General features: G+C 59.9%; 13 protein-coding genes. 2 read left to right on the forward strand and 11 right to left on the reverse strand.

Annotation, left to right across the window (positions count from 1 at the left end; genetic code table 11):
• On the forward strand, positions 1-738 hold a 738-nt coding region (locus tag AYR66_RS24365), incomplete at its 5' end, for a tripartite tricarboxylate transporter substrate-binding protein (protein ID WP_088710253.1).
• 150 nt (positions 739-888) lie between these two features.
• Positions 889-1,251, forward strand: coding sequence for an HPF/RaiA family ribosome-associated protein (locus AYR66_RS24370; RefSeq protein ID WP_088710148.1), 363 nt, complete (start codon positions 889-891; stop codon positions 1,249-1,251).
• A gap of 106 nt (positions 1,252-1,357) precedes the next feature.
• Here the strand turns inward: AYR66_RS24370 and AYR66_RS24375 are convergent, their stop codons facing one another.
• The 11 genes from AYR66_RS24375 to AYR66_RS24425 all read right to left on the reverse strand — a co-directional run bounded on the left by AYR66_RS24375 (position 1,358) and on the right by AYR66_RS24425 (position 18,748).
• Positions 1,358-3,196: a putative bifunctional diguanylate cyclase/phosphodiesterase gene (locus AYR66_RS24375; RefSeq protein ID WP_170942354.1), complete on the reverse strand. Its 1,839-nt coding sequence runs from the start codon at positions 3,194-3,196 to the stop codon at positions 1,358-1,360.
• 13 nt (positions 3,197-3,209) lie between these two features.
• Positions 3,210-6,077, reverse strand: a complete 2,868-nt coding sequence (locus tag AYR66_RS24380) for an ATP-binding protein (RefSeq protein WP_088710150.1) — start codon at positions 6,075-6,077, stop codon at positions 3,210-3,212.
• A 12-nt stretch (positions 6,078-6,089) separates the two neighbouring features.
• Positions 6,090-9,749 (reverse strand): pilus assembly protein, encoded by a 3,660-nt coding sequence (locus AYR66_RS24385; RefSeq protein WP_170942355.1) that lies wholly within the window; start codon positions 9,747-9,749, stop codon positions 6,090-6,092.
• A gap of 55 nt (positions 9,750-9,804) precedes the next feature.
• Positions 9,805-10,419, reverse strand: coding sequence for a MotA/TolQ/ExbB proton channel family protein (locus tag AYR66_RS24390; protein ID WP_088710152.1), 615 nt, complete (start codon positions 10,417-10,419; stop codon positions 9,805-9,807).
• Positions 10,420-10,456: 37 nt separating this feature from the next.
• Entirely contained in the window at positions 10,457-12,823 is a 2,367-nt protein-coding gene (locus tag AYR66_RS24395) for a TonB-dependent receptor (protein ID WP_088710153.1), read from the reverse strand.
• 54 nt (positions 12,824-12,877) lie between these two features.
• On the reverse strand, positions 12,878-13,726 hold the full coding sequence (locus AYR66_RS28570) for an energy transducer TonB (RefSeq protein ID WP_170942356.1): 849 nt from the start codon (positions 13,724-13,726) through the stop codon (positions 12,878-12,880).
• Positions 13,626-13,982 (reverse strand): ExbD/TolR family protein, encoded by a 357-nt coding sequence (locus AYR66_RS24405; RefSeq protein WP_234815077.1) that lies wholly within the window; start codon positions 13,980-13,982, stop codon positions 13,626-13,628. The genes AYR66_RS28570 and AYR66_RS24405 overlap by 101 nt, the downstream gene beginning before the upstream one ends.
• Positions 13,983-14,302: 320 nt before the next feature.
• Complete coding sequence (locus AYR66_RS24410) at positions 14,303-15,925, reverse strand: NAD(P)-binding protein (RefSeq protein ID WP_088710156.1); 1,623 nt, start codon at positions 15,923-15,925, stop codon at positions 14,303-14,305.
• Between the two features lies 1 nt (position 15,926).
• The gene (locus AYR66_RS24415; protein ID WP_088710157.1) at positions 15,927-16,922 is read right to left on the reverse strand and encodes a thiamine pyrophosphate-dependent enzyme; all 996 of its coding nucleotides are present in this window, start codon (positions 16,920-16,922) and stop codon (positions 15,927-15,929) included.
• Between the two features lie 10 nt (positions 16,923-16,932).
• Entirely contained in the window at positions 16,933-18,171 is a 1,239-nt protein-coding gene (porA, locus tag AYR66_RS24420; protein ID WP_088710158.1) for a pyruvate ferredoxin oxidoreductase, read from the reverse strand.
• Entirely contained in the window at positions 18,164-18,748 is a 585-nt protein-coding gene (locus AYR66_RS24425; RefSeq protein WP_088710159.1) for a 2-oxoacid:acceptor oxidoreductase family protein, read from the reverse strand. The genes porA and AYR66_RS24425 overlap by 8 nt, the downstream gene beginning before the upstream one ends.
• Between the last annotated feature and the right edge of the window lie 149 nt (positions 18,749-18,897).

The following is an 18,897-nucleotide window of genomic DNA, read 5'->3' on the forward strand; positions in this document are numbered from 1 at the left end:
AAATCCGACCCGGACGGCTACACCATCGGCATGGCGACGGTGTCGACGCACGCCGTCAACCCGGCCTGCAATCCGAAGCTGGGCTACGACCCGCTGCGCGATTTCGCGCCCATCACCAATGTCGCGCGCACGCCGAACGTGCTGACCGTGGGTTCGAAGATGACCGCAGCCGATTTCAAGCAGTTCATGGCGCAGGTCAAGGCCAACCCGGGCAAGCTGTCCTATGCGACTTCCGGCACTTGCAGCATCCTGCACATGGTGGGCGAGCAGTTCAAGATTTCGACAGGCACCTTCATCCTGCACATTCCCTATCGCGGCTCAGGCCCGGCGCTGAACGACCTGCTGGGCGGCCAGGTCGACATGATGTTCGACAACCTGCCGTCGTCCATGCCGCACATCAAGGGTGGAAAACTGCGCGCGCTGGCCATCGCCTGGCCGCAGCGCCTGTCGGAGATGCCTGGTGTTCCGACCTTCGCCGAACTCGGCCTGAAGCAGGTCAATGACCCGGCCTGGTACGGCTTTGTCGCCCCGCCGAAGACGCCGGACGACATCATCGCCAGGCTGCACCAGGCAACCGTCAAGGTGCTGAACATGCCGGAAGTGAGGGATCGGCTCGCGCAGAACGGCGCGCAGGCTGTCGGCAATACGCCGGCGGAATACGCCGCCGAGATCCGGGCAGAACTGGACAAGATGAAGCGCCTGGTCGTCAAGCAGGGCATCAAGTTCGACGGAATCTGAACGGATAGCATTGGCTTCTTGTTTTATTGACCACGATCAAGGAAATGCGAGGGCAGGGTGCATACCCTGTCCTTGCGCGCATGTTGATTTGCGGCATCCTGTGGAATGCACAGTACATGCGCGATCGATTAATCATTCATAGAAACAGTCATGGTCAACTCCCTCAACATCAAGTTCCACAACATTCCCGCATCCGAAGCCGTCGAGGCAGAAATCCGCAAGCGGGCCGAAAAACTGAGCCAGATCTCCGACCGCATCAACCGTTGCGACGTGACGGTGGAAACCAGCGGCAAGCACAAGCACCAGGGTCACGAGTATGAAGTGCGCATCGACCTGACGATCCCGGGCGCGGAAATCGTGCTCAACCGTACGCATCCGAATGAAGACGTGTATATCGCCGTGCGCGATGCATTCGATGCGGCAGCTCGCAAGCTGAAGGAGCACATTCATGTGCAGCGCGGGGATGTGAAGGCACACGAGGCGCACGAGGCGCATGAGGCGCCGGCGGAGTAATACCGTCATGAAGTAGGGTGGGTAGAGCGAAGCGAAGCCCACCGTGCGCTCCAGATTCGTGTCATGGTGGGTTTCGCTTTGCTCTACCTCGGCGGCCCCACCCACCCTACGATTCTCTATTGTTTAAGCCTTTGTCCTGCCCGGCCCGCAGCAGTTCATGAAAGTCCTCAGCCGGCACCGGCTTGCTGTAATAGAAGCCCTGTGCAGCGAGACAGCCTCGTGAGACCAGAAAATTCGCTTGATCCTGGTTTTCCACGCCTTCTGCCACCACGTTCAAATGCAGGCTTTGCGCCATCGCGATGATGGCGGTCACCAGCGCCATGTCATTGGGATTTTCTCCTATGCCGCGCACGAATGACTGGTCCACCTTCAGGGTGTGGACGGGAAAACGCTGGAGATAGGCCAGGCTCGAGTACCCGGTGCCGAAATCGTCAATGGACAGATGTATTCCCATGCCGCTCAAGTGCTTGAGGGCCATCATGTTTTCTTCGCTACGCTGCAGCAGGAGGTTTTCGGTAATTTCCAGTGTCAACGCGCTGGCCGGCACACCGCTCTCCACGAGGATGCTTTCGACCGTCGGAATAAAATTGGATTGGGCAAACTGGCGAGGCGAGATGTTGACCGACATGTGCAATTCGGGAAAGCCGTCATCGTGCCAGACGCGCAACTGTTTGCAGGCTTCTCGCAGGACCCATTCACCAAGCGGCACGATGAGGCCAGTCTCTTCCGCGATGGCGATGAACGCACTGCATGTGATGGGTTCGCGGCCCGGTTGGCGCCAGCGGAGCAGGGCCTCGGCCGAAAAGATCATGCCGGCTTCCATGTCGACTTGCGGCTGATAGTAGAGTGCAAACTCGCCACGCGCGAAGGCATGCCGCAAGCGGTTTTCCAGGTCCAGGCGCTGTTCCACCGACTTGCTCAAGGATGGCGTGAAGAACTGGTAATTGCTGCGGCCGCTCTCCTTTGCGCAGTACATCGCCATATCCGCTGCGCGCATCAGGGTTTCCACATCGGCGCCATCGTCCGGATACAGGCTGATACCGATGCTGGCCCCAACGTGCATTTCCATGTCGTTGATAATAAAAGGTTGATGCAGGGCGTCGAGAACCTTTTGGGCAACCAGCGCTGCGTCTGTCCTGCCATTCATCAGCGGAAGACACAACACGAATTCGTCGCCACCCAGGCGGCCGACATCATCATGCTTGCGCAGGCACAGCTGCAAGCGCCGCGCGACCAGTTGCAACATGCTGTCGCCCACCATGTGGCCGAGGGAGTCGTTGATGTTCTTGAAATAGTCGAGGTCGACAAATAGCACCGCGATCTGTGTCTTGTTGCGGGCGGCATAGTCGACCGCCTTCTGGATGCGATCCTGCAGCAACACGCGGTTGGGCAAGTCGGTCAAGGCATCGTAATGTGCCATGTAGCGAATGCGGAATTCTGCTTGCCTTCGCTCCGCATTTTCTGCCTGCAGGCGCAGATTTGCCTCGATGAGTTCGGCAGTGCGGGCTTCGACCCGCTCCTCCAGCTTTTTTTGCAGGTTGCGCAGCGACAGATGGGTCCTGATCCGTGCCAGGACTTCTTCCACATGCAAGGGGCGCACGACGTAATCGACGCCGCCGCTTGAAAAGGCCTTGAGCTTGTCCACTGCCTGGTCCGCCGAGCTGAGAAAAATCACCGGTATATCGCGCGTGCGCTCGTCTGCCTTCAATAGCCTGCACAGTTCATAACCGTCCATGCCCGGCATGAAGATATCGAGCAGGATCAGGTCGGGAAGGGTGGTCTGGACAAATTGCAGCGCAAGCTCGCCGTTGGTCGCCGGATGGACGATGTAACCCTGCTCGCCAAGCATATGCATGAGCAGGCGCAGGTTGGCCGGCGTATCGTCGACGATCAGGATCCTCTCCGCCATGCCTGCTGCATTTGACGTGTTCGCAGAATCGGTCATTCCGGCTCCCTGATCATGGCTGCGGAGAACTTTCATCTATTTCGTTGAGCGCTTTCAGGATCGCGCCGTACTCGAATTGGTCGGCCGCCGCGCTCAATGCCTGCGCCAGGTGGCTGTTGCTACCGGAACGGATCGTATCGATGACCCGGTTGATGGCGCCGGTATCCAGTTTGGTCAGTGCGTCGGCAAGCTCGGTCCGCAATTGCGCCGGGAGGGATGCCAATGACGCGGCATCCAGCCGCACCGCAGGGTCTGCCACCGCATCCTGGTCGTACTCGAAACGCACCTTCAAATGCGCTTCCATCAATTCGAACAGCGCATTCTCGCGGAACGGCTTGCGCAGGAAATCGTCGCAGCCGATGGCGAGAATCTGCTCGCGCTCTTCCTCGAAACTGCTGGCGGTGAGCGCGATGATGACGGTATTCCTTCCTTGTTCGGTAGCCTTGATGCGCCTGGTGGCTTCGCGTCCGTCCATGACGGGCATGCGCATATCCATCCAGATCAGATGCGGTTGCCATTCTTCCCAGATCTCGATCGCTTCCTTGCCGTTGCCCGCGCCGCGCACGTCGAATCCCAGCGGCGTGAGCAGCTTGGCGAGCAGCACCCGTCCTTCTTCCCTGTCATCCACCGCCAGGATGCGATAGCGCGGCTGCCCGGGCGCCAGCCCGACTGCGCGCCGGGTCAGCGGGGCGGCGCTCACCTCGATCTCCTCCCGGGCGACGGGGCGAACCGGAATGCAGAAAGTGACGGTACAGCCTTTCCCCGGTTCGCTGGAGATGTTCAGTTCGCCGCCCATCAGGTGCACGAAGCTGCGGCTCAATGCCAGCCCAAGGCCGGTTCCCTCCTTGGCCAATTGGCCCGCCTTGGCCTGGACGAAGGCTTCTCCAAGACGGCACAAATCTTCAGGGGCGATGCCAATGCCGCTATCGACGACAGAGAATTTCAGCGAGCAAGGCGGCTCGGGGAGCGCGTGATCGGCATTGAGCGTATCGCTTGCCTGCCGTTGCACGTGCAGGATCACGCCGCCGTTGGAGGTGAACTTCAATGCATTGCTGAGCAGGTTGATGAGAATCTGGCGCAGCTTGACTTCATCGGTGTGAATGAACTGGGGCACGTCGGCGTCGTGTTCGACCTTCAGGTCCAGGCCTTTTTGCCAGGCGGCCGCCGCGAACATGTCGCCCAGTTCATCGAGCAAGCCATGCAGGTCGAAGCCCCTTTCCACCAGCGTGGCGCGTCCCGCTTCGATCTTGGACAGGTCCAGGACCTGGTTGATCAGCATGTACAAATGCTCGCCGCTCTTGTGCACCACGCGCAAGTCATCGACCACGTCCGGCGCAAGCCGCTTGTCGCGCATCATCAGGCGGGTGAAGCCCAGCATGGCGTTCAATGGGGAGCGCAGCTCGTGACTCATGTTGGCCAGGAAGGCGCTTTTGGCCTGGCTGGCCGCTTCCGATGCTTCGGCGCGCCGGGCTTCGGCATTGGCAAGCGCATGGTGATGCATTGCATCGATCTTTGCCGCTTCCGCACGGCGCCGCAAATGCAGGACGACACTGCCCAGCAATAACAGGGCGAGCACAAATGCAAGCGCCATGGCCATGCGCAGGGTGTCGGCCTGCTGCTGTTCGGCGCGCAGCCGTGCATTCTCCGCTTCCTTCAATCTCACGTCGAAGCGGGTCTTGAGTTCGTCGGCCAGGCGCATATTGGAGGTCTCCATCAGGCGCTGGCTGGATTCCTGCAGCAAATCCATTTCCTGGAAAGCGTTTTGGTAATCGCCCAGCTTCGCGTACAGCCTGCCGGCACGTGCATAGTAATCCGCATAAATCTTCGCGCTGTTGTGGTAGCCGTTGCGCGGCAGGGCGGCTTTGGCGTCAAGCAGCGACTGGATGGACTCCTCAGTGCGGCTGAGTTGAGCAAGCGTCTCGGCACGCGTGAGGAAAGCGCCAACCAGGAAATACCTGTCGGCTATATCGCCAAGCGAGGGTAATGCCTGTTCAAGGAGTGCAAGCGCATCCGGCAATCGCTTTTCCTCCTTGGCTAGGCGGGCCAGGTGGAACTGAATGATTGCCGTATAGACGACTGCGTTCATCTCACGTGAAATGGCGAGGGCCTTTTCGAGAAACTGCCTGGCATCGCCATATCGCCGGCGATGATAAAAGGTCAGCCCAAGCCCCAGGTTGTGCAGACTGGCGGTATGCCGGTATACGGCAGGATCGATGAGTTCAAGCGCTTGCCGGAAATATGCCTCGGCCTTTTCCTGGTCTTCCTCGTTGGCTTCCGGTCCGCCGAAGACTTCGGCAATCTGGCCCAGGGTCTGGGACATGCCCGCATTGTCCTGTTGCTCCTGAAACAGCGAGTAGGCTTTGGACAGAACTGCCATTGCCTCGGATTTCTCGTTCCTCGACACATATCCCTTGCCCATGTCGAGATAGATCATCGGGACGCAGTCAGTTAATTGATGTCGTTCAGCAAAAGCAATCGCTTCACCATACATCAGGTTCGCGTCCCTGGATTGAACCATCGAGATATCCTTGGCTCGCAAGCCGAGGAGTTCGCACATTGCTTCATGCACGCCAAGCTCCCGATCCAATGCGACGATGCGTTCAACAATCTGGTTACTGATCGATTTGTCCACATACGCACGCGCCAGAAGTAAAACGCGCAATGACTTCAGCTCTTCTTCCTTGTTCCCCTCATTGTTCGCCGCATCCGCCGCTTTTCTTGCTGCCTTGCTCGCCGATTCCGGCCCGGAATCGACAATCCGGACAAGATCATGCAACGGGTCTATAGCCGCATGGGTACGCAAGGCCGGAAAAATCAGCATGGCGCAAACCAGCCAGCCGGGCAGGAATCGGAATAGCTGGGGACGCCAGGAAGTCGACATGAATGTCTGCCCTTATTTTCTCTTACCCGATGCTTGCACTTCTCTGTACGGCACTGTGAAATTTCCGTTGATGTCGGCCAGGACGATCGCCAGGCCCGAATCCAGCCGTACGAATACCGAACTTGTGAAGGCATCACCCGAATAGGCGCGCTTCGGTTTGCCCTGGCTGTCCTTGAGCACGCTGAATCCGGACTCGAGTTCGACCGCATAGGCATTACCGGTGCCAAGCGGACGGCAGGGATCATCGCTCGCCGACTTGCCGAGGAAGCTGACAATGCCGCTGCTTTCCGCAATCGCCTGCGTGATCTGCTCGCTGCCTGCCGACGGAGCGCTCCGCTGCATGTCGACCAACCATCCCTTTCCTGGAAGCGGCAGCCGCGGTCCGCCGTCCATCACGACGGAGAAATCACGCCGTGTCAGTGGATTCCGGACGGCGGAAGGCATCTCCTTGCTGCCGTCACGGATGGCATACATTGTCTGCTGCTGCGGATTCCAGGCATCGGCCGGCGCCAGGTCCCTCCCGGTGCCAACCAGTACCCAGCGATTCTGCTGATGCGTTGAAATGGCAATCCGCGGCGCAGCGGTTACGGGTTGCGGTTTTCCGTCGGGAGACGTCAAGGCGGCAAGCTTGGCGGGAGGAGGGTACTTACCTGCTTTGATGGACAAGTCGAAGCGCCATACATTGCCCAGCAGGTCTCCCGCGTAGAACTGGCCGGCCGTGAAGTTCTCCGCGTTGTCGACGTAGACCGCCCCCTGCGCGAGACCCTCGCCATGCGCGTGCGTGCCGATTTTCTGGATCAGTTTTCCCGTACGTGCATTGACCACATAGAGAAATCCTTCGCCCTTGTTCTTCCCCGAACCATTGTCGTAACCCGAGGTGAGCAGCACGACCCAGCCGTCTTTTGCCGTGTGCACGATGACCGGGCGGCCGTAGCTGAAACCCATGTCCCTGTCGGTGAATTCCCAGAGCACCTTTCCCGCTGCCGCTTCCTCGCTCGGTGCTGCCGCGCCATCGGTCACATCGAGCGCATAGAAGCCTTTTCCCCCTTTGCCCAGTCCGCCCACGAGGAGGGTGCGCCAATCGGGAGGCGCGCCTTTCGCATCCTTCGTATCCGAGAAATCGACGTCGCGCACTTCCAGCGGCGCATCGACATGGTAGCGATGCGTATAGGGCTTTGCGCGCGAAGCGATTGCGGCGAGGCCATCCGCCGACGGCTTGCCGCTCGGGCCAATGATCACGAAGCTGGGGATATACGCCCACACTTCCTGCCCGCCGTTGGCATCCCGGGCGAGGTCGGTTTCACCGTTGAACGCATGCAGCATGCCGTCGTTGGCGCCGGCATAGATCATCTTCGTGCGCGCCTTGGCTTTGAAGGCGGCGTAACCCGGATGAGCGGATTCGCTGTACGGTGCATCCTTGTCGGCCACCACCATGGCACCGGAGTGAACGATATCGCCCAGGAGATGGACGCGTTCCCGGAACGCATTTTTTTCCTTGTTCCGGTTTCCGCGAATGTATTCCACCATGTCGGTTTGCGCTGCGACCGTGTGTCCCAGCGCACGTTGCTGGGATGCCGAAAGCCTGCTTCGCGCAAACGGCACGGCGCGCCCCGCGCTCATCGTGACGATCTTTCGCTTGCTTTTCCAGCCATCCCCGGCGGCAAGCTGGTCGAGCAGGGACGCCGCGCTCCAGGACTTCTTGAAGCTGGCCGTCGACGGTTCATTGTTGAACTCCAGATTCCCGCCCGCGACGTCGCCGCTCCATTGGGTCGATGTGAAGAACGTCTGATAGACGCTGCTGCCTTTGCTGACGGAAGCCGTCCCGTTCTGGCTTTGAAATGCGACCCCGGTGCTTGCACTCGTACGTGACGATGCGGCGATGGTAGAGAAAATCCTGTTCAGTACACCGTCGATCACTCTCGTGTTCGAGACAGTAAAGTAATTGGAAGGATTGCGCTCCTGCGCTTCCGGATTCTCGTTGCCCCGTGGTGGGGATTGATACTCAATGCCCTCCGGGCCACCATATTTCGCCGCCAGCCATAGCGGATTTTTGAGGCCAATGCGGGAACCGACCGTGTTGACAAAAAAAGACTGCACTGTCTGTTTGCCGATGGTGTGAGGCACTGCCGTATCATCCGGGCGAATGTCCTGCGTATTGGCCCAATACGCCAGCCCGGCAATATAGTATGAATTCCATTGGGCTCTCCAGGGATAAGTCAGGCCAAGCTTGTCCATGCCTTCAAGGGCTCCCACTTGGTTGGTCAAGGCGGTGGCATCAATAGCCGGATCCGGCACGCTGGGTGCGCCCGCATGTCCGGAGCAGGTTTCGACAAACGTATTGCCAGGAACAAGCGTGTCGCACCATGGCCCCCCATCTGACACGGTGATAATGAAATTCCTTTGGCAGGAAAACTGGATGGGGTCTTCCCATTCCGTAATGACGGGAAAGCCATCCTTCATGTTCTTGTCGATGCCGCGGAGGTATTCCGGGGTGGGAGAGAGGCCGCGCAGATACCGCAGGCTCTCATAGTAAAGTTCGCCGGTCGGGTCGAAAGTCTTGTAGCCGCTTGTCCTGCCGAGCTTGTTCAGGTAATTCACCACCCCGCTATTGCGGACACCGCTTTGGGCTGCATCCATGTGATCGGGATTGGCAAGGAATACCCCATTGGCGGCGGACCACTGCGCCTCAGGATTGTCGACGAGCCCCTTGCCGCCGACATGCCGCCTGGGGCCGACATCCTTTATCCGGGCGCGCAGCACACCGCCGGTGCGTGAAATTTCGTTATCGACTACATAAGAAGTGGCGCCGAAGCGCATTGCATGGCTGTAGTCTTGAATCAAACCGACAGGTTTGGCGGCCTGTCCGAACTTCTTGCAATTCTGTTCCAGTCCTGTCGCCGGATCGCAAACCTTGACGCGGACATAAAACGATTCCGGCTCGAAGAAGTTCACCTCTTCACTGACTTGCATTTGCAAGCCATCGCTTATCTGAATTTGTTGATCGCTCAGGCGAAGATAGAGCGGCGCGTTGGCGTTACTCGGAAATGGAGTGACCGTGCTCCGGTCCACCGGGGTGACGGTCAGGTCATTCTGGGTGAAACTGTTTCCTCCGATGCGCCTGAGATTAATGCCGTTAGGGACCCGGCCTGTATGTTTTGCCTTTTCCAGGATGGTGGTCGAGGCTGTGTCGACGGAGCGATTGCCTCCGGTCAGCGCAATGCGAATGATATCGGCAACCTGGGCGGTCGCCCAATTAAGGAAATTGCCGCTCCAGCGCCTGCTGCATTCGTGAAAGCGATTGGTATATTCCTTTGGAATGAAGGCGCCTCGTGTATTGTCCGCGGTGCTGGAGAGGATCGCGGGGTCGTAGTCGTAGCACTTGTTCGGATCAAAATAGCCCGGGTAGCTGATTTCCTTGAAATAGCAAAGCAATTCATTCACTTTATCGCCGATACGCGCGCGCTTGAATGTCCTGAGTCCAGGACACTCTTTGACGCCTGCAAGCCCTTTTGCGTCCACAAATTCGACGCGTCCCGGGTTATCCCGGTAGGCAAAGATTTCCGCGATGGTGAATTCATTGGAAAGGACAAACAGGACATTGGCAGGGATATGCGCCTCTGCTGCAATGGGTGTGTCAGCGAGCGGCATCCTTGCGGCGACGGCATCGGTCACGAAAAGTATCAGTGCCGCAAGCAAGAGCCGAATCATTGTCCTGCGCATGGCCGCCCTAAAGGGGTTTTCCGTTCTGGCGGCCGCTCCTGGTTCCGGCACGCAGAAGAAGAATCTTCAGGTAGTCATCAATGCGGGAAACCTTCTCGTTGAACAGGTTGTAAAACACCAGCCCGAACACGGCGATGCCGATGCCCAGTGCCGTGGCGAACAATGCTGTGCCGATTCCCTTGCTGACCGCTGACGGATCGGAGATGCCCGACTGCGCCAGGACGCTGAAGGTATCGATGATGCCGAAGATCGTTCCGAGCAGCCCGAGCAGTGGTGCCGCCGTCACCACGGTGTCCAGGATCCAGAGACGGCTCACGAGTTTCGCCTTCATGGCGATGTAGATGGCTTCCGACAAATCTTCAACGTCGCCAGGTTCGGCAAGAAGATGCCTGACATCGAGCATTTCCCGCACTGCCTGGGCACCGACACTGTCACGATTGATGAGCGGTTGGGGCAGGTCGGTCAGACATTCGATTTCACGCGGCATGGCAGCGGTCAGTTCGGCAGCATGGCGCAGGTTGACCGCATAAAAGATAAGACGCTCGACAATCACAGTGATGGCGATGGCGATAACCCCGTACATGACATAGAAGGTTATCTGGTGAAACTTCTCGTAATCCATCTACCGCTCCTTGCCGCGTGTTTTGGAAACCATCAGCTCAAAATGAGACGCCATAGGAAATGCTGACAAAGCGCGGTGCCCCGGCAAAATAGGTGGGGTTGTTCGCCGCGGCATTGAAGACATTGCCTCTTGATGCCAGGTAGATCTTGTCGAAAAGATTGGAGATGTTAAGCCGCAGGACTTGATTCTTGAGCATGCCCGCGTCCGGCAGTTTGCATCCCAGGTTGAGGTTGGTGACCGTATAACCCGGAAGACTTTCATCATTGACCAGGGTGGAGAAGAATTTGCCGGTGTACTTCGTTTGAAGCTGCGCGTAGAAGGGGCCCGACGCATATTGAATGCGAATGCCGGCGATACCGTGCGGCGTGTTGGGAAATTCCTTGCCGCTTGTCGGCAGCGACGTTGTCGCGCCGGTCTTGAGGTTTTCCTTCATTTCGCTCTCGGTATACGCAAAGGAGCCATAAACGCTCCATCCGCCGAAGTACGGTCGCGATCCCGCTTCCAGTTCTATCCCCTTGACGATCACCGCGCCGACGTTGGTAAAGATGGTTGCAGATGCGACGTCGTCGAATGCGGCCGCCAGCCGGTCGCGATAGAGCGTGCGAAACGCGATGGCGGAAAAACTGCCGTTCGACCCGTGCGACCGAAAGCCGATATCGGTATTGATCGAACTCTCCGGTATCGTATTGATTGCCCTGAATAGCACCTCGCCTCTCGTGATCGAATTGGTGTAGGTCTGGTTATTGGGCGGTTTGAAGTTTTTCGCGATATTCGCAAAGACGTGATTTTCCGGCGTCAGCCAGTAACGCACTGCGGCGCTAGGAAGCACGCTTCGGAACTGCTGCTGGATCTGGTAATCGTAAAAGCTGTTGGCCGTACCAGCCGTAACCGCTCCGGACCCCGCGCGTCCTTCGCTCGCGTAGTTGTAAAAGTCATTGGTATATCGGGGCGCGCGTACGCCGATCGCCACATTCAGCCTGTCGTCCAGGAAGGTCATCGAATCCTGCACGAAGGGCTGCCTTGCGGTAGTGATCGTAAGACGCGAGGTATTCTCGTATGGGCTGCCATCGGGACGCAGGATATACCCGGTGTTGAACCATGGATCGACAGGTGTGCCGTCGTTGTTCACGGGGACGGCCGGATTCGTCTGACGCAGCCTGGCCCGTTCGAACCAGTAACCGAACGTGATCTTGTGATTATCCAGCTGCCAGTTGATTCGCATTGTGACGCCGGGGCGCCTGGTGGTATTGAGCGTCTGGCGAGCGACCAGGATCGAGTCCAGTGTATCGCCGTCGCCGTTGAGGTCTGTCTTTCCGGTCAGCGTACGTGTCGCCTTGTCGAGGAATGCGCTTTCAGAGACTACCGCCTCCTGGCTGAATCCGGTGGAATAACTGTACCAATAGTAGGGCTCCACATTCAGTTGCAGATCCGGCTTGAGCTGAAAACTGCCCTTGAACGAATACAGCCAGTTGCGCGCAGGATTGCGGTTGAGGCCGTAGTAGTTGCTGACGGTCTCTACCTGCGCGGTTCCCTTGACCGGCGTCAGATGCCCGGGAAATGTCTCGGTATAGTCGAAGTAGCGGCCGAACTGGTAGAACTGCGCCTTGGTGAGCGGCCGGATATTGTCATTGTTCTGCAAGTTATGAAGGCCGGTGAAGGTGATGCGATTGCCCGGGGACAGGTTCAGCTCCGCGCCAAGCCCGAACTGGTCGCGGTTTGCGGAGCCTTTGCCTTTCCACTTGTCGACGTGGCTCTCTGACGCCGAAATATAGGCCTTGAACTGGTCGCCGAACAGCATGCCGGTATCGCCTCGGACAAAGGTCTTGCGAAGGTTCAGCTGTCCGAGTGTCTGCGAAAGGCGCACGCCGGCCGTGTTGAGCGGGTCGCATGTGGCCACGTTGACGGTGCCGCCCACTGCGTAGATATTGGGCGCATCGAATTCGCTCGATGCGCGCGTCACGGCCACCTGGCAGAGATTGTCCGGGTCTACGAAGGGCTGCGAAAAAACGGTGCTGGCCCCATCATTGATCGGCACGCCGTCAATCGTGAAGCCCATCTGGTTGTTCAAGAACCCCCTGCTGGAAAACACGTTTTCGAACAGGCCGGTCGCATCGGTGCTGGACGAGTTCACGCCGGGCAGCAATTCAATCAGCTGGAAGGGATCCGCGGTCGCACGTTCTTTCTCCGCGCTTGCCCTGGATACCGCGCTGCGCGCCCGCGGTGTGTCGTCCCGTTCGATGAGTCCGGTGCCCAGCTGCTCGCCTTCTCCGGCAATGGAGATCGTTCCTACCTCGGATACTTTCGAGGCGGCGGCCGGACTGGATTCTTGTGCATCGACCTGGCCGGGGTATGCGGCCAGCAAGGATGTCATCAGGACAGGCAATGTGCATTTCTTTGACTGCATGATTATTTCCTTTTCCAGTAACTTGGCAGGGGGGAGCTTTGCCAGGAGGAGACGCTAGCCGGATGGTTGAAACGAGTAATCCAGATGGATGCAGAACCGGTGAATCGATTCACCCGGGAATGCGCCGGCCGGAAACGGGGGATAGGCGCCGGTGCGCAGCAGCTTTCTCGCCTCGGCGTCGAGAATCATCGAATGGGATGTGCGATCGATCACGACATCACTGGCTGCAACACCGGCCCGGTTGAGGTCCACGCAGGCGCGAACGGTACCGGAGGGCTTTTGCATGCTTGCATCTCGTCCCGTCGGGTATTTTTTCCGGCTTTGCACATCGGATCGTATCTGGGCGATGTACGCGTCTTCGGCACTGATTTTTCTTGTTTCCTGCAAGGCTGCGGGCGGCTCGACGGGCGAGGGAAGCGCGGCTGGTGGAAGAGCGCGTGCCGGCACAGGCGGCGGCAAGTCGGATGGCACGAGCACATCGTTTGGCGATGGGGAAGCCGGTGCTGCGGGCGGTGGCTCAGGCTGCGCCTTTGCCTGCGGCGATGCAGCATCGCGCATGCGGCGGGGTGCCGGTGTCTTGGGCACGGGCATCGTCATCGAAGGACTCGCAATGGAGGGGGCTGGCTCAGGTTGCGGCGGTGAGGGCAGCGGAGCAGGTTCTGCAATGTTGACTTCGAATTGTCCGGCTGGAAGCCTGCTCATCAATTGACGGGCAGGGATGGTGACCAGGAGCAGCAATACAAGCAAGGCGGGTGCAATCCCGATCCAGTCCCGCATGCGGTACAGGGCGTTCATCGCGCCCTCACTTTCTTCGCGCAGCGATCGAGAGCGAATCGAAGCCGCTGGCCTTGACCACATCCATGACGTCCAGCAGTCGCTGCAGCCGGACAGCTTCGTCGCCATTGACAAGAATGCTTGGCTTGTTGGTGTCCTCTCCCTGCTTTTCGCGAAGCCGCTGCGGAATCTCGTCGAGGGCCACTATCCGGCCATCAAGCCGCAGTTCGCCATCCTTTGCGATGGTGATGGTGATGCGTGCCGGCGCAGTCAGTTGCTGTACTTGGGAAGACCTGGGAAGCTGGGTTCGAACACCCAGCGTGGGGATGACGTTGATGCTGATGAGGACAAAAAAAATCAACAGGAACATCATCACATCGATCATCGGAATGATCTCGATGCGTGCACGCGCACGTTTGGATTCTCCCCAGCTCCGCATTGGACAACCTTTCTAGAGGTTGATCTTTGTCATTGTTTTTCTAAATATAGTTGATTGTCGAAAAATATTCCAAGGGTAATGTTCGAAAATGGTGCACGAAAACAGTTCCGCAAGGTCGATTGCGTTTCGGACCGGAAGCAGATGAATAACGCACGAATATAGAAGCAGCAAAGCCACCGGAATGGTGGCTTTGTCGTTTTGGCATGTTGGTTTTTTAATAATCGAAAGGCACGCCTGCCTTTCCGTTTTTTTCAACAGGCTGCGGCTTAGATCGTCTCCGGCTCCGTCCTGATCGCCCCGCACGGGCACTCCGATACGCAGATCCCGCAGCCCTTGCAATAATCGTAATTAATCTCGAACCGTTTCCCCGGCCCGAGCTTGATCACCGCATTGTCCGGACAGACCCCATAGCAGTTGTCGCACTCGAAGCAATTCCCGCACGACAGGCAGCGCCGCGCCTCGAACTGCGCATTGCCTTCATCCAGACCGCCGAGGACTTCGTCGAAGGTCGATTGCCGGCGGATGATGTCGAGCACCGGCTGCACCGTCTTCGGCGCATCGGCGTAGTACCAGGTGTTGAGCTTGTCGAAGGTCGCCAGCTCGTGCTTCGGCGCAGGTTCATAGGTCGTGCCGCGCAGCCATGCGTCGATGTTACGTGCGGCCTTCTTGCCGTGGCCGATGGCGACCGTCACCGTGCGTTCCGCAGGCACCATGTCGCCGCCCGCAAAGATGCCGGGATACGAGCTCATCATGCTGCGGTCGACCTGCACCATGCCGTCCCTGACTTCCAGCCCCGGCACATTCGCCAGCAGCGACAGGTCGACGTCCTGGCCGAGCGCCAGCACCAGCGAATCGGCCTCGATCGTCTCGAACTCGCCGGTCGGCTGCGGGAAGCCGTTTTCGTCGAGCTTCATCTTCTCCACCGTGAAGCTGCCTTCGCCGGCTTCCTTGATGGTGGACAGCCATTTCATCATCACGCCTTCCTGCAGCGCTTCTTCCACCTCGAAATCGTGCGCCGGCATCTTTTCTCGTGTGCGGCGGTAGACGATGATCGATTCTTCGGCGCCGAGGCGCTTGGCGGTGCGGGCAACGTCGATGGCGGTGTTGCCGCCGCCGTACACGACGACGCGGCGCCCGAGCAGGGGCTTTTCCTGGCCTTCCATGCTCTTGAGCACGGATACCGCGTCGAGGATGCGGCTGGCGGTGCCGGCCGGGATGTAGGCGCGTTTGGCGACATGCGCGCCGACCGCGAGGAAGACTGCGTCAAAGCCGCCTTCCTTCATCGCCGCGAGCACGTCGTCCACCTTGTGGTTGAGCCGGATGGCCACGCCCATGGATTCGATGCGCCTGACTTCGGCGTCGAGCACATCGCGCGGCAGGCGGTACTTCGGAATACCGAAGCGCATCATGCCGCCGGTGAGCGGGCCGGCTTCATGGATCGTGACCTCATGCCCCAGCAGGCGAAGGTGCCATGCGGCGGACAGGCCGGACGGTCCCGCGCCGATCACCAGCACCTTCTTGCCGCTGGCCGGACCCGGCTCCACCGCCCAGCCGCGCCGGATCGCATCGTCGCCGAGGAAGCGTTCCACCGCATGCACATTGACCGGCTCATCGAGGCGGCCGCGGTTGCAGGCGGATTCGCAAGGGTGGTAGCAGACACGGCCCATGATCGCGGGCATCGGGTTGTTCTTCACCAGTTCGCGCCAGGCTTGCTCGTAATCGCCGGACTCGGCGTGGTAGAGCCAGGCCTGGATGTTCTCGCCCGCCGGGCAGGCGTTGTTGCAGGGCGGAAGGCGGTTGACGTAGACCGGGCGGCTGGTGCGCCAGGAACCGGTGCGGTTGGCCAGCGAGGAGCCGACGTCGAGCGTGATGGCAAAAGGTTTGTCCATGTCAGCGGTCCTCCAGCAGTGCAAATTTCCGGATGTTCCTGTCGGCCATGGCCTGGATGCGGGCGATGGTGTCGACCGCCGGCTGCTTGCCGAACAGGTGGGCGAAGCGCTTTTGCAGCTTCAGGTATTCTTCGACCGGCACGCGCTGGCGGATCTTCTGCGAGGACACGACTTCTCCGTGCTCGGCTTCATACAACGGGAACAGGCCGGTTTCGACCGCAAGCCGGGCAAGGCGGATGGTGTCATGCGACGCCGCGCCCCAGCCGAGCGGGCAGGGCACGAGGATATGGATGTAGCGCGCGCCGCGTATCGACATCGCCTTTTCGACCTTGGCCTCCAGGTCGTGCAGGTAGGCGACGGAGGCGGTGGCGACATAGGGAATGCCGTGGGCCATGGCAATCTGCGGCACGTTCTTGCCTTGTCCCCAGTTGGCGCCAGGCTCCGGGCCGACCGGCATCGTCGTGGCCGTGCGCGCGGAAGGCGGCGTGGCCGACGAACGCTGGACGCCGGTATTCATGTAGGCCTGGTTGTCGTAGCAGATGTAGAGCACGTCGTCGTTGCGCTCGAACATCCCCGACAGGCAGCCGAAGCCGATGTCGGTGGTGCCGCCGTCGCCGCCCTGGGCGATCACGCGCACATCCTTGCGGCCCTTCACCTTCATTGCGGCGGCGACGCCGGTGGCGACTGCCGATGCATTGCCGAACAGCGAATGGATCCACGGGATCTGCCACGAGGTTTCCGGGTAGGGCGTGGAAAACACTTCGAGGCAGCCGGTGGCGTTGGCCGCGATCACCTGCTTGTCCGCCGCGCGCATGGCGGCATCGATCGCATAGCGCGCGCCCAGTGCTTCGCCGCAGCCCTGGCAGGCGCGGTGCCCGGAGTTGAGCGAATTGGTGCGCGTCATGTTGGCCTGCACGCTGCGCTCGTCCGGCGCGAGCAGGCGGTTGCCGACAGTGAAGGTGCCGGTCTGGTAGAACTTGACGGGTTGTTTGTCCATGGTCGGCTCCTCAGCGCGACGCGAGGTCGCGCAGGATATTTTCGGCCGTCGGGCCCGAGCGGCGCTGCTGCTTCTCGCGCTCGATTTCGCGATTCACGATCTCGTGGTTCAGGTCGAGGAAGGTGAGCGGTTCCAGCGCATCCTGCTGCGCCTTCGCAAACAGCTTGCGCAGGCTGGCCTTGGTGATCGGCCGTCCGCCGAGTCCCGCGACGACGGTATGGGCGCGCACCTTCGTCCCTGCGAGCGCCGCCTGCAAGTCGTGTGATACGACACCGCCGATGCCGAGCGAGAAGGATTTTTCCAGCACCACGATGCGCTCGGCGTTGCACAGCGCGTCATGCAGCTGGCGTGTCGGGAACGGGCGGAACGAGCAGATCGACAGCGCGCCGATCGACTCGCCTTCGTCGCGCATGTCGTCGATCACATCCTTGATCGTGCCCATCACCGAGCCGAGCGCGACGACAATGGTCTTCGCATCTTCGCAGCGATAGGTCCTGAGCAAGCCGCCCGAGGTGCGGCCGAAGGTCTTGCCGAACTCTTCGGAAAGCTGCGGGATCAGTTCCAGCGCCTGCATCTGTTTGTGGTGGGCGAGGTAGCGCACTTCCGTGAAGGCATCCGGCCCGACCATGGCGCCGATGGAAACCGGTTCGCGCGGATCGAGAACCTGGCGCGGTTCGAAGCGCGGGAGGAAGGCATCGACCTGGTCCTGCCACGGAATGTCGATGCGCTCGTACGCATGCGTGAGGATGAAGCCGTCCACGCAGACCATCACCGGCATCGACAGTTCTTCCGCGAGGCGGAAGGCCTGGATGTGCAGGTCGACCGCTTCCTGGTTGTTTTCCGCGTAGATCTGGATCCAGCCGGCGTCACGCATGGACATGGAATCGGTATGGTCGTTCCAGATGTTGATCGGTGCCCCGATCGCGCGGTTACCGATGGTCATGACGATCGGCAGGCCGAGGCCGGCGGCGTTGTACACCGCTTCCGCCATGAAGAGCAGGCCCTGGCTGGCCGTCGCGGTATAGGTGCGCGCGCCGGCGGCGGAGGCGCCGATGGCGACAGAGAGCGCGGCGAATTCGGATTCGACGTTGATGAACTCGCAATGCTCCAGTTCACCGGATTTCACGATCTCGCCCAACCCCTCCACGATGTGGGTCTGCGGGGTGATCGGGTAGGCGCAAATGACTTCCGGGCGGCACAGCGCAATGGCTTCGGCCATCGCGTGGGAACCCTCGGTTTGCTTAAGCATGGCTGGCCTCCTGCATTTCCTGCCGGACGAAGGCAAATGCCTCGCGTGCGGCGGCGATATTGCCGTCGGCGATCTTTGCCGGGAACTTGTCGCGGATTGCCGCACAGACGGAGTCGATGCCGACCATGCCGCTGATCGCCGCGAAGCCGCCGAGCAGCGCCACGTTCGGCAGCGGGCGGCCGACGTGCTTGAGCGCGAGTTCGGTGGCGGGGACAGTGCACAGGCGTTCCGGGCGGCAGCCCTTCAGGAAATCGCCGATGCCCAGTTCATCGAAACTGCGCGTGGAATTGATGAGGATGTAACCCTCGGTGCCGACGCCGGAAAACAGGTCGACCTGGTGCAGCAGCGTCGGGTCCTGGATGATCAGCGCATCGGGATGCATGACCGGCTCGCGCAGGCGGATTTCCTTGTCGTCGATGCGGCAGAAGGCCATCACCGGCGCGCCCATGCGTTCGGAGCCGAAACTGGGGAAGGCTTGCGCGTGCTTGTTTTCGAGGAAGGCGGCGACGGACAGCATCTCGGCGGCGGAGACGACACCCTGGCCGCCGCGGCCGTGGATTCGGACCTGGAATAGCATGTGGGGCTCCTGTGTATCTTTGTAAAGGACAGGTTCCCTCCCCCTTGTAGGGGGAGGGGTAGGGTGGGGGGGAGGTTGAACGATAGTGTGCGGAACTTCGACCTCACTACCCCCATCCCAGCCTTCCCCCCTTTCAGGAGGAAGGAGCC

The organism is Noviherbaspirillum denitrificans (assembly GCF_002211445.1).
Classification (GTDB): Bacteria; Pseudomonadota; Gammaproteobacteria; order Burkholderiales; family Burkholderiaceae_D; genus Noviherbaspirillum; species Noviherbaspirillum denitrificans.